This window comes from Brevibacillus sp. RS1.1, assembly GCF_013284365.1.
Lineage (GTDB): Bacteria > Bacillota > Bacilli > Brevibacillales > Brevibacillaceae > Brevibacillus > Brevibacillus brevis_D.
Genome location: NZ_JABSVA010000002.1, coordinates 838,488 through 855,428 on the forward strand (window position 1 = coordinate 838,488; position 16,941 = coordinate 855,428).

The 16,941-nt window shown below is 43.6% G+C and carries 13 protein-coding genes; 5 read left to right on the plus strand and 8 right to left on the minus strand.

Annotated features, from left to right (window positions below; all coding sequences use genetic code 11):
• Window positions 1-30 precede the first annotated feature (30 nt).
• Both HP570_RS09435 and HP570_RS09440 read left to right on the plus strand, forming a co-directional pair.
• Window positions 31-450, plus strand: a complete 420-nt coding sequence (locus tag HP570_RS09435) for a DUF1259 domain-containing protein (RefSeq protein WP_064202519.1) — start codon at window positions 31-33, stop codon at window positions 448-450.
• Between the two features lie 51 nt (window positions 451-501).
• Entirely contained in the window at window positions 502-933 is a 432-nt protein-coding gene (locus HP570_RS09440) for a DUF1259 domain-containing protein (RefSeq protein WP_012685028.1), read from the plus strand.
• A gap of 177 nt (window positions 934-1,110) precedes the next feature.
• On the opposite strand, the gene HP570_RS09445 is transcribed toward HP570_RS09440, so the two are convergent.
• The 7 genes from HP570_RS09445 to HP570_RS09475 form a co-directional block, all read right to left on the minus strand.
• Complete coding sequence (locus tag HP570_RS09445) at window positions 1,111-2,727, minus strand: GMC family oxidoreductase (protein ID WP_173625552.1); 1,617 nt, start codon at window positions 2,725-2,727, stop codon at window positions 1,111-1,113.
• A gap of 181 nt (window positions 2,728-2,908) precedes the next feature.
• Window positions 2,909-3,802 carry a nucleotidyl transferase AbiEii/AbiGii toxin family protein gene (locus HP570_RS09450; protein WP_254495149.1) on the minus strand — a complete coding sequence of 298 codons (894 nt, stop codon included), beginning with the start codon at window positions 3,800-3,802 and terminating at the stop codon, window positions 2,909-2,911.
• A 17-nt stretch (window positions 3,803-3,819) separates the two neighbouring features.
• Window positions 3,820-4,404 (minus strand): hypothetical protein, encoded by a 585-nt coding sequence (locus tag HP570_RS09455; RefSeq protein ID WP_173625553.1) that lies wholly within the window; start codon window positions 4,402-4,404, stop codon window positions 3,820-3,822.
• Between the two features lie 430 nt (window positions 4,405-4,834).
• Window positions 4,835-5,458 carry a hypothetical protein gene (locus tag HP570_RS09460; protein WP_173625554.1) on the minus strand — a complete coding sequence of 208 codons (624 nt, stop codon included), beginning with the start codon at window positions 5,456-5,458 and terminating at the stop codon, window positions 4,835-4,837.
• A 316-nt stretch (window positions 5,459-5,774) separates the two neighbouring features.
• Entirely contained in the window at window positions 5,775-8,498 is a 2,724-nt protein-coding gene (locus HP570_RS09465) for an S-layer homology domain-containing protein (protein WP_173625555.1), read from the minus strand.
• Between the two features lie 201 nt (window positions 8,499-8,699).
• Complete coding sequence (locus HP570_RS09470) at window positions 8,700-10,508, minus strand: helix-turn-helix transcriptional regulator (protein ID WP_173625556.1); 1,809 nt, start codon at window positions 10,506-10,508, stop codon at window positions 8,700-8,702.
• A gap of 4 nt (window positions 10,509-10,512) precedes the next feature.
• Window positions 10,513-11,100: a sensor domain-containing protein gene (locus tag HP570_RS09475; protein WP_173625557.1), complete on the minus strand. Its 588-nt coding sequence runs from the start codon at window positions 11,098-11,100 to the stop codon at window positions 10,513-10,515.
• Between the two features lie 272 nt (window positions 11,101-11,372).
• Between HP570_RS09475 and HP570_RS09480 the strand changes: the two genes are divergently transcribed.
• The 3 genes from HP570_RS09480 to HP570_RS09490 all read left to right on the plus strand — a co-directional run bounded on the left by HP570_RS09480 (window position 11,373) and on the right by HP570_RS09490 (window position 15,795).
• On the plus strand, window positions 11,373-13,355 hold the full coding sequence (locus HP570_RS09480) for a serine hydrolase domain-containing protein (protein WP_173625558.1): 1,983 nt from the start codon (window positions 11,373-11,375) through the stop codon (window positions 13,353-13,355).
• Between the two features lie 74 nt (window positions 13,356-13,429).
• Window positions 13,430-13,582: a hypothetical protein gene (locus tag HP570_RS09485; protein WP_173625559.1), complete on the plus strand. Its 153-nt coding sequence runs from the start codon at window positions 13,430-13,432 to the stop codon at window positions 13,580-13,582.
• Window positions 13,583-13,791: 209 nt separating this feature from the next.
• Window positions 13,792-15,795: a serine hydrolase domain-containing protein gene (locus tag HP570_RS09490; RefSeq protein WP_173625560.1), complete on the plus strand. Its 2,004-nt coding sequence runs from the start codon at window positions 13,792-13,794 to the stop codon at window positions 15,793-15,795.
• A 225-nt stretch (window positions 15,796-16,020) separates the two neighbouring features.
• Here the strand turns inward: HP570_RS09490 and HP570_RS09495 are convergent, their stop codons facing one another.
• The gene (locus HP570_RS09495) at window positions 16,021-16,632 is read right to left on the minus strand and encodes a hypothetical protein (RefSeq protein ID WP_173625561.1); all 612 of its coding nucleotides are present in this window, start codon (window positions 16,630-16,632) and stop codon (window positions 16,021-16,023) included.
• Window positions 16,633-16,941 lie beyond the last annotated feature (309 nt).

Below are 16,941 nucleotides of genomic sequence, written 5' to 3' on the forward strand. Positions count from 1 at the left end.
TAATTCGAGATTGACAAAAGGAGGATTACTATGGCGAATAAAGCGAAGGTTAGCCCACAATTCAAACGGCTCTGTACCCGATTTGGAAAAATATTAGGGGGCGAGTCGGAAATTGATAGTGGGCCGGTTTGTTTTGTCATGCGGCTTACAAATCTTCGAGAAACCATCTTGGGAAGACGTACGCTTTCCCCTTTAGTTCGAGCTCAAATGTTTTCGTTTGAATCTCTTGATAAGTCGGGCCGTGCCCTTTGTTTGGGAGAGACTGCCGTTCACCAAAATCAAGTGAACCGCTTGATGTCGAATCTCCGCAAACGTGGGATTAAAGTGACGGCACTTCACAACCACTGGCTAAAAGAAAATCCGCGCTTAATGTATATGCATTGGGAAGCGATAGAGAATCCTATCGTATTCGCCAGGAAAACCAAAGAGTCCATCGCATTCCTGGGTTAAATGGTGGAGCCATGAAGTTTTCATTTCATCATAATCGAAAGGATGACGAATATGGGCAAAGTAAAGGCAAAAGCAAAGGCAAGTCCTCAGTTTAGACGGCTGTGTAACCGATTTTCTGCCATTTTAGGTGGAACAGAGCATGAAATTACAAGAGGTCCTGTTTGTTTTGTCTCCAGAAATAGAAAATTCAATGCATCCATATTAGGCAGAAAAACAACATCCCCGTTGGTCCGCTATCAATTGTTCTCCTTCGAATCCTTGAACAGTTCAGGCCGTGCACTATGTTTAGGGGAAACGGCTCTCTTCCAAAATCAAGTAAACCGTTTGCTATCAAACCTTCGCAAAAACGGAATAAAAGTAACAGCAGTCCATAATCACTGGCTCTTTGACAACCCGCGTCTTATGTATATTCATTGGGAGTCGATCGATAATCCCATTGCATTCGCAAGAAAAGTGAAGCGTTCTATTGCGTTTTTGGGGTAATCATTGGTATTGCTAATAGAAAACAGCGGCAGTATGACGTGGTAATATCGTCCAAGACTGCCGCTCAGTCTCAAACCAAAAGCCCGAGATTTCGTACAACGGCAATCCACGAATAGTATCCCCTGAATCTCCGTGCATTTGCGGATTCACGGGATATTGCCATTTTCGTTACTACTTTCACCTTTTCTTATTATCTCGCGCGTTTTGTTTCACGAGCTGCTGTGCAATTGTATTTCCAATCAGGTAGGCTGGTGCAGACGTGTTGCCATCCACCGTGAATGGAATAATCGAATCATCAGCAACAATTAAGTCCTTTACTCCGTGGACTTGACCATAGCTATCCACCACTCCGCCCTTGCTTAGAGGCGCCATGCGAAGCGCACCTTGTTCATGATGATTATGGTCAAAATTATTTTTGATGAACTCTTCAAGCTTGCGATTATTATTGATGATGTCTAGAGTCGGCGAAACAAGCCGGTATGATCGATCGATCGCAGTTAATTGTGCGGCTATCTTCTTGATATATACCTTATAGCAGTTTTTAACTGCTTCAAGATCTGCGGGATTATGGAGATATCCTTCATCAGCCAGCACGATTTTCAACGGATCATTGCTTTGTATTTTTATGGAACCACGGCTTTTTGGTTTTAGGAAAAGGATAGCGATCGTCAGTTTCCCTTTTGAGCCGATTCCAATCAGTTGGACTGCCCGACGAGTTTTGTTTGAGCCTGGAGTCGGATCTGGCAAAAAGGCCCCACCTGTAAAAAGTGCATTTGGATCATCCTCAGGTAATGGATTATCTTTCGGATTGGCACTAAACTCAGCAAAGTTGAGCGTGTGGTTTCTAAGGCCTTTGCCTACATGGGGGTTGGCGAAAACAACTGGGATTCCTTCGTCCTTAAGCATTTTGGCGGGACCGATTCCAGAAAGCATTAGAAGCTGAGAACTATTGATGCCTGCTGAGATGATTACTTTTTTCCGAGAGTAGGCTCGCACGCGCTTACCCTCTTTGAGAAATTCTACGCCAATTGCTCGCTTATTCTTAAATAATACCCGAAGAACTGTTGATTTAAAGAAAACTTGCAGCTTTCGACCATTGACTCCTTGACCAGCAGTAGTCATGATATCTGATGATAGAAAAGCGGTGGAAGCACTTTCTCGCTGTCCATTGGGTTGCTGAAATAATTGCCAACGCGTAAAGGGTCCAAGGGGTGTTTTCGGGTCATTGTAATCGAGAATTTTTCGAAATCCTGTTGCTTTCTCGATGGCTGACACTAATTTTTTGGACATGGGTGTTGGATTTTCAGGTGCTTGCCGAATGTCGATCAATCCCATATAGCCACGAGCCTCTTTATTGTTTGTCTTTCCATTGTAATTCTCCATTTTTCGGAAAGTGCGAGTTGCATTCTTTGGGGACCAAAGAGGTCCCAGCAGCTTCTCCCATTGCTGAAAAACTGCTGACGTAGGTCTTACATACTGCTGTGTGTTAATAGAAGTGCCTCCACCCAATAATCGCCCCGTCGTCCATTCAAAACTTCGTTCATTTACTTTTTCCTGAGGTACTCCTTCTCCTTGCCAAAAATATTGAGGAAGATACATTTCCTCCAGCTCTAAAGCAAACGTTGAGTTGCTAATTGGCGTGTCCCTATCATTATTTTCTCCTGCTTCCAATACGAGAACGGATGTTTTTTTATCGTCCGTTAGTTTCTTTGCAATCACAGAGCCTGCTGGACCGGTGCCTACAACAATGTAATCAAAAGTGATTTTCCCATCTTTCTGTTTGCTTCCGCTCATTCGCTACTCCCCTACATGTACAGTTTGGATCATCTCATGAACTCGAAAGACACATGTGATCTAAAGAAATTGGGTTAATGTAGGGTATTATTCATGAATGATGATGGTGAATGATTTAAAAAAAGCTCATTCCGTCTACCACGACAGACGGAATAAGCCTACTTCACTAACTATGCTGTTTCTATTTTTTCGGTGTTGGACTTGGCAAACTTTCAAACGCGTACCCATTAATCCCGGCAAAATCCATCTTTTTACGCAAATCACTGACAAACTGCGTAAAATAAAGGCCACGATCCATGCTGCCCGCATATTTTCTCAAGTCGTAATCGTAGGATAATGAATCGTATATGTGCTGTAAATCATCGACCAGCACCTTTTTCATATCCGCTTTTTTAATAGCTGGATCGATACTGCATTCGTTCACGAGCGCCTGTAATGTTTCCTTGAGCGCATCGTTGTCATAGGACGGGTGGGAGAGTAAAAATTTCAAATCGTACAAGTCTTTAAACCTCGGCCTTACAATCGTTTGATGCAGCTTCCAAGCAACCTGGATGGACAGAGGCACAGTGTACGGAACCAAGAAGCTTTCCCCAATGGCAGGTTGGTACTGTAGCGGAACCGGTTCTGCATCCATTTCCAGGTTAAACGAAATATCCAGATTAAGCTCGTTATAGTCATTCGCTTCCCTTGTTTGACCTGTGAAATAATAGGCAATATCCGTATTGATCGTCGGAAAATCATCTGCCATTGCGTAATCGATATATCTCCAAAATGCATTTTTTCGAAAACTTCTAAACACCACGCCGTCGTTCAGATCCATTTCGGTTACTTGGATCATCCATTGTGTAAATACTTCATGGGCATGTTCAACATCCCTGATCTTCCCCGCATACAATAAATCGATATCATCCGCATCCCGAATCTCTCGGTTGTCCAAATATTGTCTAGTTAGAAGGCTGCCTTTTAATACAAAGGGCATATTCACAAGAGCAATTCTTCTCAACAGTGCTTCCAAAACAATGAGCTCTCTCGCCTCATATTCCAACTCTGCTACATCGTCGTATGTAATCATCATGATCCTCCCTCTACTCATTAGGAAATCCAGCCGCTGTCCAGTTCTTCCCGGCTGTCATAAATGCATAGTTCGTACTGTTCTTTGATTAGCCCGATCTGATTTGCTTGCAAAATGGTATGAATCTTTTCTACTCGATCGTAAAACTGTTTCGGGCTTTCATATTCTCGAACGGTGATAAATCTCACTTTTCCATTCGCATTCAAAGAGTTTCTCGAGATATGTCCGCCATGACCCTCACATAAATTTCGTAACGCCGCAACATCATCGACCTGTACTTTGCCATGCCATTCGAAGTAAGGCTTCGAGTTTTTTAGGATGGGCTGGTAAAAGTACGTTTCTTCTTTTGGTGAGATCTCTACTTTTTTTCGGACGATGGTAAAACCGTTGTTTTGAAACGTAGCTGCAATCTTTTCCATCTCTTTATTCGCTTCCTGAAAATCTGCTCGCTTGATTACTCCTGTTATCATCGGTTGATTGATGTAATTTCCCTGATCCAAAACGATCATGACCGGTTTCACTTGTTGCGATTGGCAAAGATCGATAAAAGCTTCCTTTTCATCAAGTTGTAGATCGTTGAAGGTAACATGAAACTCGAATTCCATTGCTTCACTCCCTGACTTTCTTGTATGGCACATTCAATTCTTTCCTTTTCTTCCTAATTTGTATCGACATAACTTTTCTATTTCTTCACCGCTTCGTTTAAATAAAAAAGTAGAGGTACGTTGAAAAATCATTTCTCAACATATCTCTACTTTGTATGAGTGCTAGTTGCTAACCATTTAGCTTGGTGGTTGCTGAAAAGTCCAGAGAGTGTACTTTTATGGACCAATGCCCCAAGATTTCATCGAGTTTTAAAGCGTAAGTCCTAAGCTTTGAGCCTAAAGAGCTTTGATACGTAAGTTTTGAAAGCTGAGCTCTCATCTTTGAGCTTTCATCCTCATATTCGCCAAATAATTATAGGATGGCCTAGTTAACCCACTAGGCAAGGGACTCTCGTTTATCAGCTATTCAAATGATTAGCAAATTACACTGTTAATCCACAAGATGGATTTTGGTAATCGTATTGGATTCGCTTAAAATAAAATCGACTTCACACTCAAACTCGTCAATTTCTTTACTAAGCGTATCCATTTTCTCTTTCAATTTCAATGGATCTACGAGCTTCGCTTCATTCTGCTCTTTAAACGGTTTGGAGATCGCTTCCATTTCCGTATCCTTCACCTTGGAGTCTTTGCCAAAGTTCGCTTCGAGCAGCTTTTCCAATCGCAGCTGTACTTCTTCATTTTTCTCTTCCACCTGCGTGACAGCGTGGTTGTAATCTCTTCTCATTTTCTCCAGCAGTGATTTCTCATATTGAATGGAGGTTTTTCGCTCGATTGCTTCGGCTACTGTCATTTTCTTGCCGCTAATCGTGACCATTGTCTTCGCGTTGGATTCGACGATTAGCGACTTAATTTTTTGTCTTCTTTTTATTAGATCAATGGTGGATTGGTAGTTGCGTTCTGTTGTTTCCACATACAGTTCTGTTGACGTGTAACCAGATACGGGCTTCGGTCCAATAGCCGAAGATATGAAAGTCGTTTCATTGATTCCTTTTTGGATTCTTTTATCGAGTAGTTTTAATTCTGAGAGTCCTCTTGTGATAGACATTTCCATCGTGTCGTTCCTCCTCGTGGAGTTTTGATAGGAGAATTGTAATGTATATTTTGGGTACATTTGGTAGTTTACTATACAACTTTTTGAAAATGCCTGTCAAATTTCAGCCCTATTTCATAACCCAGTTTCATAGTCTTCTACCAGCTGTGACCAGTAATTTTCGCTATTTCACTTTCTATGAAATGGAACAAGAAAAATGTGTTCAAGTTTTTATTAAGCATATAACTCATTACTACTCTCCATTATTTTCAAAAGCTCATTTCTCCCTAACGTCAAGGTGAAATGAGCCTTTAAAGTTTATTCGTTATTAACAATATCAAAGCTGTAAATATAGTCGATACAGCATTCGGGCAGCTTCCCCGCGAGTAACAGCCTCGCCGGCTCTAATCTGTTTATCAGCAGGGACATCGATCAAGCGCTGCTTCACAGCCAAAGCCATCGTTGGTCTCGCCCAATCGGAAATCGTGCGTTGGTCTGTAAATTGACTCAAGTAGTCTTCCGTATTCGAAGGGTAGTAATAATTTTTCTTTTCATGTAATGATCTTGCACCAATCGCAGCCATTTCTTCCCGGGATATGGTATGATCCGGCCTAAATGTACCGTCGGGATAACCTTTGACGATATCCTTTTTCTCAGATGAAGCGATAAATGGAACATGCCACTGCGGCGGATTCACGTCTGAAAAGCTCTCCGTCGCCGTTTCGTCCAAAGCGTAAAAAGCTCTTACAAGCATAGCCGTGAACTCTGCACGGGTAAGCGGTGAATCGGGCTCAAAGTTGCCATCTTCTTTCCCAGTTACGATTCCTTTCGATCCCAGGAACTGTACGGCTTGCTGTAACTCAGGATCCCGATTGTCAACATCTGGGAACGTTTTTTTATTATCGTCCAAGAAATACGTTCCAGAACGGTTTATTTCGGCTTCTATGCCGTTATGGTACGGATTGAACTTTCCTCCGATAGGCTGCGTTACTTTCCCATTCGTATAGAATACGCTCGTATGTGTCGCGTCTGCCTGATTTGCAGGCAGAATGAGCCTGATGTTGCTTGATACGTTCGAAAGCTCCTGCCCTTTGTCATCTAAAAATTGTACGTGATATCCGCCGTTATTGTTTTCGACCAAGCGAATAACGATAACCGGGAGCGAATGGAACAGGCGATTTACGGTCGCAAGGTCAAACGTCAGTTTCGCATCCCCCGTATGAACGGTAAGATATCCGACATCCTTACGATTCGTGAAGCTATCCTTATTCAGTTTGACTGTAAAACCTTTTTGTTCAGGCAGAGACGCTACTATTTCCCCATTTACGACTAACTCTCTAGCAAGGGCAATGTTGTTATCCGATAGCGTCTGCTCCACGGCAGTCTTAGCCTTTCGCGCATTGTCAGCTACGCGGTCAATCAACTCAGGCGTGATGACGAGTTGGCCGTCAACAAGCTCCGACTTTTCGCCACTTGCGGCTGTAATCACTAGCTCTCCTGCTTGGGTCAGTCCCTCCACAATAAACGGACGCTGTCTGTCAGCAACAGGAACCGACTGGACGGCTGTGTAATACGTCTCGGACAGCCTATTACTGTCGACGACGTACAACAAAAAGTAAGCAGTCACGTCCGGAGAACCAGCTCTGCTTGCAGTTGCCCTCACAATGGTCTGCCCGGGCTTGTTCGCTTTTACAACCTGTGTACCATTCACATTCGCTAAGGTTCCTATGCTCGGATCGTCAATGGTGTATGTCATTTTTGTCCCGGGAAGCAGATTATTTACCGCAATGAATTGTTTGTTCCCGGGTTGCAGCATCGTGACATACGGATAGAGACTCATTTCCGGCGTAGTTCGTATCACAGCCTGGGCAGTTGTTCCAGAGCGATTGCCCGTTGGTTTGTCTGCTGTCCCAGGGCGTTCGGCTGCTGGTTTGTCTGCTTTCTCTGAACGATTACGTGCTACCGTTTCATCCATGAAAACAACTAGCTTCGGCAAGGCAATCGAATCTGCCCAAGCCCACAAAGTTTGATCCTTTTTTAATACATAGTAATACCTAACTTGTGGGGAATAGTCATTTTGGTATATAGAAGCGATGTCCGTAAACTCTGGGAAAACTTTATCGTTGCTGTCCACTGACCAAAGCTGATCGTCTTCTCGGAAGGCATACGTTTTATCGATATTCCGATCTCTCATAGAGTCAAATTGCACGATCGTTCGCGCGTCTTTTGCTGCATGTAAATACAAAGGATATTTTTTCGTGTCAGCAGTTGGCCAAGACAAGACAGTGCCATCTTTCATATAGGCATAGCTGGTAGAAATGCCCGGCTCTATCTTGACGATATCAGCAAATCCGTTCATCTGCTCTGGACTTGTAATTTTCGAGCGGTTATTCGGCAGATACGAATTTGCCTTCCATCTCCAAATCGTACCGTCCTTTTTCACAGCGAATACGATGCCGGCAGCCATTTTAATGGATACGACATCATCTAGCAGCTTTGTTCGGACTAGAACGGGTGAGGCACCCTTCGTGGTATCTATTTCACTTCCCAAACTCCATACGGAACCGTCTGATTTTAGTACGAACAAGACCTTGTAGGCACTGTTATAATCCGCGACTAGTGACGTTGCATTTTTCAAATCTTTGATTTGCTTCGGAGCACTAGCGGTACTCGCTTCAAGAGTAGTGCCGGGGGCGGCGTCCCAATACCACACCGTTCCGTCATTTTTTAGGGCCGCGTAGTTAACAATATAGTTTCCCCGGGCCGACTTCCTTTTGACTGTCATCTCCTTCACATTCTGCAAGCCCGGAATTTGCATCTTCTTGGCTTTATAGAATGGATCTGAAGAATTAAGAGGATGTCCATAGATGTACCAAGACCATACGGTTCCATCTTTTTTTGACAGTAGCACATTATCGTTAAGGATGTGGTAATCCTCCCCGATACGTGTATATTGCTGTTCGTAATCAACTCTTGTGTCATTCCCATTGGCTTGAACCGTATTAAATTGGGCCGTCTGGATTAACACAAGGCTTAACAATGCTGCCATCAATCGTTTCATAGTTGTCCTCCACCAAATATCTCCCCGATAATCTCTTTGCTCTGTCTCCCAATTACCATATTTTGCACCAAACTTCATATTAACAGAACAAGAAATATTTACAATAAACCTACTATTTTTTAGCAGAATGCATTGGCCCTCCATCTATCAGGACAGGAAAAAGCAAAAAAACCAGGGCCTATTCTCCCTGGCTATCACACATCACACAAGTCCTTCCATTTTCCCTTTTTGTACCGCGTCATCCCGATTCCGCACGCCGAGCTTGTCATACAGAGCAGACGCATAGTTACGAACGGTCCCGTCTGACAAATACAGCTTGGAAGCGATTGTTTTATAACGCATGCCTTGGGAAAGCATCTGCAAAATCTCCTGCTCCCGCTTCGTTAAACCATAAGCATTCTCGTCTTTTTCGCTTTGTTTCGGCACAACGAGCAAATCTTCCTGTTCGTTTACTGGCTGTCCATCCAGCATTTTATGAAACAGGTCCTGAGCAATCATCGTACCGCCGCGATGGACGAGGCGAATTGTTTCCGCTAGCTCGCGTGATTCAATCGATTTCAAGAGATAGCCGTCTGCACCACTGCGCATGATTTCCTTGGCTTTTTCAGTATCCTGAAACGTAGACAGGACAAGAATACGAATACCGGGCCATTTTTCCTTTATTCGTTTTGTCGCAGTAATCCCGTCCATATTCGGCATCTCCAAGTCCATCAGCACCAGGTCTGGTTCCAGCTCCTCGCACAGCTCCACAGCCTGCACCCCATCCTCGGCTAACCCGACTACCCGCAGGTCCCGCTGTCCCTCGAGTATCGAGCGCAAGCTTTCCCGAATAAACGAGTGATCATCTACGATAACCAAACGAATGATTTCGTCGGCGCTCTCGACCATCCTCGGCACCAAACAAGTAACGAGAGTTCCTTCTCCTCGCTCTGAGAATACGGATACTCTTCCTTGCAAATGAGCCGCCCTCTCTTTCATCGTCGTGATCCCGAAGCCATCCTCCCAATTTTCTACCCCGTGACCGTTATCCTGTACTTCCAGCCTCGTCTGTTGCTGCTCAAAATGCAAGGAAACGACGATGTCCGTAGCGTGCCCGTGGCGTACGGCATTCGTCAATGACTCCTGCAAGCAACGAAACAAGGTCATTTTCACCTGCTTACCAACAGGATACTCTTCTCCAATCGCACGAAATCGCACATTCACTTTTGCATGTGTCTGAAACTCCTCCGCAAGCTGCCTCAGTGAATGACCCAAGGGAAGCGTCTCTTGCGGTGACCCCATCTGATGCAAGTACCCTCTCACTTCCTTCATGCCTTTTCGTGCAAGCTGCAAGAGGGATTCGAGCTTTTGCAACCCTTCCTGCGACGCTATATCCTGACGTAAGGTTTCCATCCCCATGATGATCGAGACATAGGAATGCCCCATCGTATCATGCAGGTCCTTGGAAAGCCGATCCCGCTCCTCCAGCAGAGTCACTCTCTCGATTTGGGTGAGGTATTGCTCCAGCACACTGTTTTGCTTGCGGATAATTTCATTTTGCCGATGATTGACGATGAGCAAATGAAAGGCAAACCCTATCGCATAAGCAAGCCCGACTTGCGAAAAAATCACGAAGACATCAAATACATGAGAAAAAAACATAATCACCAGTGGGATAAAAACAATCGTAATGGGAGCCGACCAGCGAAACGATTTCTCCGCACTATTGGCGGCAATCAAAAAAGCAGGCATCAATAAAGTAAGGTACGCCTCTGGAAACATAGACGTGAGATAAATCGATAATCCGCCAAACAAGAGCATTTCTGCTATCAGATAATAACGATAGCTCAGCATTAAACAAATCCACGGGACGGAAAAAACCATCATTTCCCAAAGTATAACCATCCATAAGGGCAGCGTGAGATAATCTCCAAATTTTACAGTCGTAACGGTCAGTGAAAAGCAACCGATCAGACGTAAAAAAAACATCACCCAGTCATACCAGGCCCATTGTTTCACGATATCTAACAAACCATCATCTCCTAATTGCTTTGAACATCAAGCGGGTGTACCCACCAACTAATTGTACCAGACCATTCCCTAGCTTGGAGCATCCGATCATGAGTATGAGTCCTAAACTCATGATTTGCAATGCCTTCAGCTCTGAATCCACTACGCTCCCGAAAAAATGTATCTCCACGAAAGGATAGACCAGCGGCATGAACGCAAAACATACGGGTGCAATGTAGATAAGTACTCCGACCACCAGGCAGATGCACCCTAGGACAAATTTTTTCATCAGCCAATAAACGGATATCCAGTTTCTTACATCCAATAATTCCGCCTTTGCCTGCATCCATTGATTTCCCTTGGCTCTTTGTCTCATTGCCAACGGTTCTATGGAAATATCCGTATAAATCTTCGTCTGAATACGTTCATGCTGGACAAAGGTTTGAGTTGTACGCAACACATTGGTGAGCAATGGAATTCCCACCACGGTAAATGACAAGGCCAAGCCAAGCACGATACTGACCATGTAAAAACATAAATAAAATACTCCCGAGACAAATGTATACAACAAAAAGATAACATTTTGAAAGTTACGCATGATCGCTCTTTTCATTTAAGCTAATTCTCTCCTATCTATACCTTTTCCGACACGATGGTGACGGTCTGCTTTTACCGTAAACCACTGCGCGTCACATGAGCCAGTATCAAAATGTCATATGACAGGCGAAGTCATGTCATTTCATCAAAATCATTTTGTCAGTCGGAAAAGTGATGACAGGAAGTAACTACCGAGTATGACACGAGCTTTGGCATACTGTGTTCAAGCGCTCACTCTTAGAGTCGGTGCGTCAAACCGTATTGCCTACACAAAAAGGAGAATCGCACATGAAAAAAGTGATACAAAAAATGAGTCTCGTCGTTTTTCTTCTCTCCACAACCTTGATTTCCGCATGCACACAGTCGCTCGGTGCTGTTGAATCCACTCAGACTGCTTCCATTGCTACCCAAGGACCTGTGGATGCCAAAGAAATAGAAGCGTTTGCCGATCCACTGTTTGCAAAAAAAATGAAAGAATTTAATGTGGCTGGTTCCAGCTTTGTTGTCGTCCGTGATGGCAAAGTCATCGTGAACAAAGGCTACGGCTTTGCTGACAAGGAAAAGAAAACCCCTGTTGATAAAGACACGGTGTTCCAAATTGGCTCAGTATCGAAAACCTTTACCGCCTTGGCTGCCATGCAGCAAGTCGATGCGGGTAAAATTGACCTGCATGCCAATATAGAGGAATATCTCGGTGGGCTAAAAATTCCGAATAAGACAGGAAAACCAGTCACCATGTACGACTTGCTCGCCTACACACCCGGCTTCGAATTTCCGGACGAAACTACCTTTACCGGTCCACAATACATCGGGCAGGACATCTCGATGGATGAATTCTTTCCAAAGCACATGCCGGTCATCGTCCGACCACCTGGCGAAGTCTATACGTATGATAATACAGGATTCTTGCTCGCTGGCTACGCTGTGGAAAAAACAAGTGGAATCCCCTTTTACCAGTATATGGATGAGAAAGTGTTCAAACCTCTCGGAATGTCCTCGACCAGTGTACGCTTGAAGCCTGAGCTCATGAAGAGAATGGCTACCAATTACTTTAATACTGGCGAGCAACGTCCGCTAGAAGGAACCGCTCCAACTGATGGACCGCAGGGAAGCATTATATCAACAGCAGATGACATGGCAAAGTACATGATCATGCACCTGCAAAACGGAAAATTTGACGGCAAGGAAATCGTCAGCCAGAAAAGCTTGGATTTGATGCATACGCACCAGTATTCCGCGGGTGACATCCCGATCACAACCTTAGGCTTTGAAAACTATTTTCCAGAGTATGCAAATGGTCAGAAAGTTGTTTTGAAGGGCGGAAACATGCCAGGCCACTCTTCCCTGATGGTATTGATCCCGGAACATAAAACCGGCTTTTTCATGTCCTACAACAATGATTCAATGGTTAGCGCTGATATTTACAAAGAATTCATGGATCATTATTTCCCAGAAACAGAGAAAAAAGCTGAGCCTGTTTACATGACCTTGAGTGAAGCGGATGCACAAAAATATGTCGGGCTGTATCAAAATACACGTGCCTATTGGACACGCACTTCTATTACCTATGAGAATGGATCACTCGTGCTTGAGAGTGAGGCAACCGGAAAACAAAAACTGCGAATGATTAAACCATTGCTATTTGAAGATGAGACAGGCGAAAAAGTATCGTTCAAGGAAGACAAAAACGGTAACATCAACTACTACTATTACACAACAGCAATAGGCGTTAACATTGCTGGCGAATCTCAAAGAATGGAAATGGAAAAGACCTACTCAGACGTCCCTAACACTAGCAGCTATAAGACCCATATCAACAACCTCAGCGCCCTTTCCATTATGGGAGCCAAATCAGGAAGTAAATTTGATCCTACAGGGACCATGACACAAGGCGAATTTGCTGACACCCTGATCAAAGCAGAAGGCCATTACGTAATGGCCGGGACGGACCTTAGACCGCAAATGGTTGCGGGCATCCCTAATTTGAACCCATCGGCACCAATCACAAGACAAGTCGCTGCTGCCATGATCCAAAATTTAAAGCAGCTTGAACCAGTGGCAACCAGCAAAGTGACGCTGCAAGACAACGCCGACGCGTGGGCAAAAGATGCGATCACTGCTCTTGTTTCACAAGGCATCGTCGATCCTGACACGAAGGTAAACGCAGATGGCTCATTCAATTTCCGCTCAAAAGATTTACTGAAGCGTCAAGAAGCCAGTGCCTTGCTTGACTTAGCATTTGGTTACTATTCATTGCCGATTAAACGATAAGCATCCTTTTCCTCTTTTTGGGATAAAGTAGGGACTTGTTGTATACCCTACTCCTTTGAGGGAGGTGACTGGTCGTGGAAAATAGCGATAAACACAGGGAACAAGCTGAGCAAAAAGTTTCAAGTGACTTGAATGAGAAGGAAATCGAGCTTCAGCATCAATTTCAAATGTTCCCTACCCCTGATGAAAAACGCGCTTCAAAAGTGATTACTGAGCTGAAAGATTAATAACTACTCTCCCCCCACTTTAAGGCTGTCGAGAAACTCGGCAGTCTTTTTCATATGCTCTTAGAACCTGCGTATGAGCCAGTGACAAATTGTCATATGACAGAAAGTTACTACCCAGTATGACATGAGCTTTGCCATACTATGCAAAGCGCTCACTCTCGGAGTCGGTGCGCCAAAACGCATTAGCAAAACCCAAAGGAGAATCCCACATGAAAAAGGCTTTTCAAAAAATGAGTCTCGCAGTTTTTCTTCTCTCTACGAGCTTGATTACCGTATGCACGCAGCCGCTCAGCGCAATGGAATCCAATCAGACTACTTCCATTGCTGCCAACAATATAAAAGGACCGCTGGATGCCAAAGAAGTAGAAGCGTTTGCCGATCAACTGTTTGCAGAGAAGATGAAAAAATTTAATGTCAATGGTTCCAACTTTGCTGTCGTCCGCGATGGCAAGGTTCTCGTGAACAAAGGTTACGGCTTCGCTGACAAGGAAAAGAAAATCCCTGTTGATAAAGACACGGTGTTCCAAATTGGCTCTGTAACGAAAACCTTTACCGCCATGGCCGTCTTGCAGCAAGTCGATGCGGGCAAAATAGACCTGCATCGTAATGTAGAGGAATATCTCGGCGGGCTAAAGATTCCCAACACGACCGGAAAACCACTCACCATGTACGACATGCTTACCTACTCAAGCGGCTTCGATATGCCTGACATCACTACCTTTCTTGGTCCACAATACATCGAGCAGGACATCTCGATGGATGAATTCGTTTCAAAGAATAATATGCCGTCCGTCATCCGACCACCTGGCGAGGTCTATACATATGATAATACGGGATTCTTACTCGCTGGCTACGCCGTGGAAAAAGCAAGTGGAGTTCCTTATAACAAGTATATGGATGAAAAAGTGTTCAAGCCTCTCGGAATGACCTCGAGTAGCGTCCGCTCAAAGCCTGAGCTCTTGAAGAGAATGGCTGCCCATTACGGTCCTAATGGCGAGCCACATCCGGCAGATGGATTCCTTCCAACTGATGGTCCGCAGGGAAGCATTCTATCAACGGGAGAAGACATGGCCAAGTACTTGATCATGCACCTGCAAAACGGAAAATTTAACGGCAAGGAAATCGTCAGCCAGAAAAGCATGGACTTGATGCATTCTTATCAAATTTTCGCAGAAAAGGACATCCCGGTCACAACAGTAGGCTTTGAAAACCTTTATAGAGAGCTGGCAAATGGTCAGCACGTTGTTTTCAAGGGTGGAAACATTACTGGACATGCTTCCCTGATCGTTTTGATCCCTGAACAAAAAACTGCCTTTTATATGTCCTACAACAATGATTCAGACATGAGATCCGATATTTTCAAAGAGTTCATGGATCATTATTTCCCCGAAACAGAAAAAGCGGAGCCTGTTTACTTGCCCTTGAGTGAAAAGGATGCGCAAAAATACATCGGGCTGTACCAAAATACGCGTGGCTTTTGGAACCGTACTTCTATTGCCTACGAGAATGGCTCACTTATGGTGGAAGATGCAACCATTGGAAAACAAAAGCTGCGCATGATTCATCCACTACTGTTTGTAGATGAGGAAGGCAGTAAAATCGCATTCAAGGAAGAGAAAAACGGTAACATTACATACTTCTATTATTCCACCCCAAAAAACGTCTCACTTGCCGTTGCCCATTCACAAAAAATGGATAGGAAAGAGACTTACTCAGACGTATCTAATAGCAGTAGCTATAAGACCTATATCAACAATCTCAGCGCTCTTTCCATTATGGGGGCAAAAACAGGAAGTAAATTTGATCCTACAGGGACCATGACACAAGGCGAATTTATTGACGCCCTGGTCAAAGCAAATGGCTGGTACGGATTTCCCGGGGATGAAATCAACAATAGAAAGCAATTGGCCGCAAGCCTCCCTGATTTGAACCTTTCGGCACCTATCTCAAGACAAGCCGCTGCTGTCATGATCCAAACTTTGAAGCAGCTTGAACCGGAGGCAACCAGCAAAGTGAAGCTGCAAGACAAAGCCGATGCATGGGCAAAAAGTGCGATCACTACTCTTGCTTCACAAGGTATTGTCGATCCTGATACGAAGTTAAGCGCAGATGGCTCTTTTACATTCCGTGCAAAAGATTTGTTGAAGCGTCAAGAAGCAAGTGCCTTGATTGATTTGGCGTTTGGTTATCATTCTTTGCCGATTAAGTGGTAAGTAGCTTTTTCCTCATACAGTAGGTACCATTCTCCCTTGAGGGGAGACGACTCCTCGTGGAAAGAAGAATTTAGGAAGTTCCCTTCCCTCCTGTAATTTTGGGCATGCTTCAAAGGCTTATTCCTCCTCGTCGTTCGAGTTGGAATAAGCCTTTGAAAAATAAGAAAAAGACGGTCACCAGATTGACAACCGCCTTGAAAAATTTAAATTTAATTACATTTTATATTAGTTATCGTCTAGGGAAATAAATAGTTGTGATTCATTTCCCAGTTCATCAGATGAAATAAAAGTATACACGACACCGTCGAGTTTATAATCAATTTTATAAGCCACATTATCTTCGGTTGAGACCCACGTTTTCTTGACCTGTGCATTTTCAAGTTTACTCATTATATCTTTAAAATTCATTCCTGGCATTGCGCCTTTTACATTAACATTTCTAATGTTTGTAGCCTTGTTTACATTCAGGTAGGTTGGATTTATATCATCTGTATCATTTGGAAAAATGAATGATATCCCTAAGCTTTCCACAAATACAAACGGAAATACCATATGGGACTCCATAACTGAAATAGTCCCTGTTTCATTGTCTTTCTCCGTTATTGTTGAGATGTTTGATTTTGTTGAGTTTAAATACTGTTTTAGTTCTTTGGCAGATAAGTCTGTTGTTTTCGTATCCGAAGCTTGATTTACAGTAGTAATTAATCCCTCTGTTTTGTCCACAGGCGTAACCTGTTGACTCATTTCGGATGTATTAGAGTTAGGCTTTTGGGAATTACAAGCAGAAAAGACTATCGTCGAAGATAGTAGGGTTAAAGTAACTAACAATTTTTTCATTGCTTAATCTCCCTCAATCAAAAGATCTGAAAATGTCTTGCCAATCACCGAATGCACTTTGATAACTTCCACTTCTTACCTACCCTTGCTCTTGAGCGAGAGTAGCTAAAATGACTTTTGGATTAATACCTTTTTCTATCCTCTTTCTACCAAACTTTTATTCTTATTATTCATAATATCGGTAATTTGTTGCAGTGTTAATGAGTTCGAACCTCTAAATTCTGTATCAGTAATAGTCTGTTCTTTTGTTACAGTCTCCCCGTACTGATTAACGTAAGGTTACATTCCTGCATTACCCGTCCCTTAATC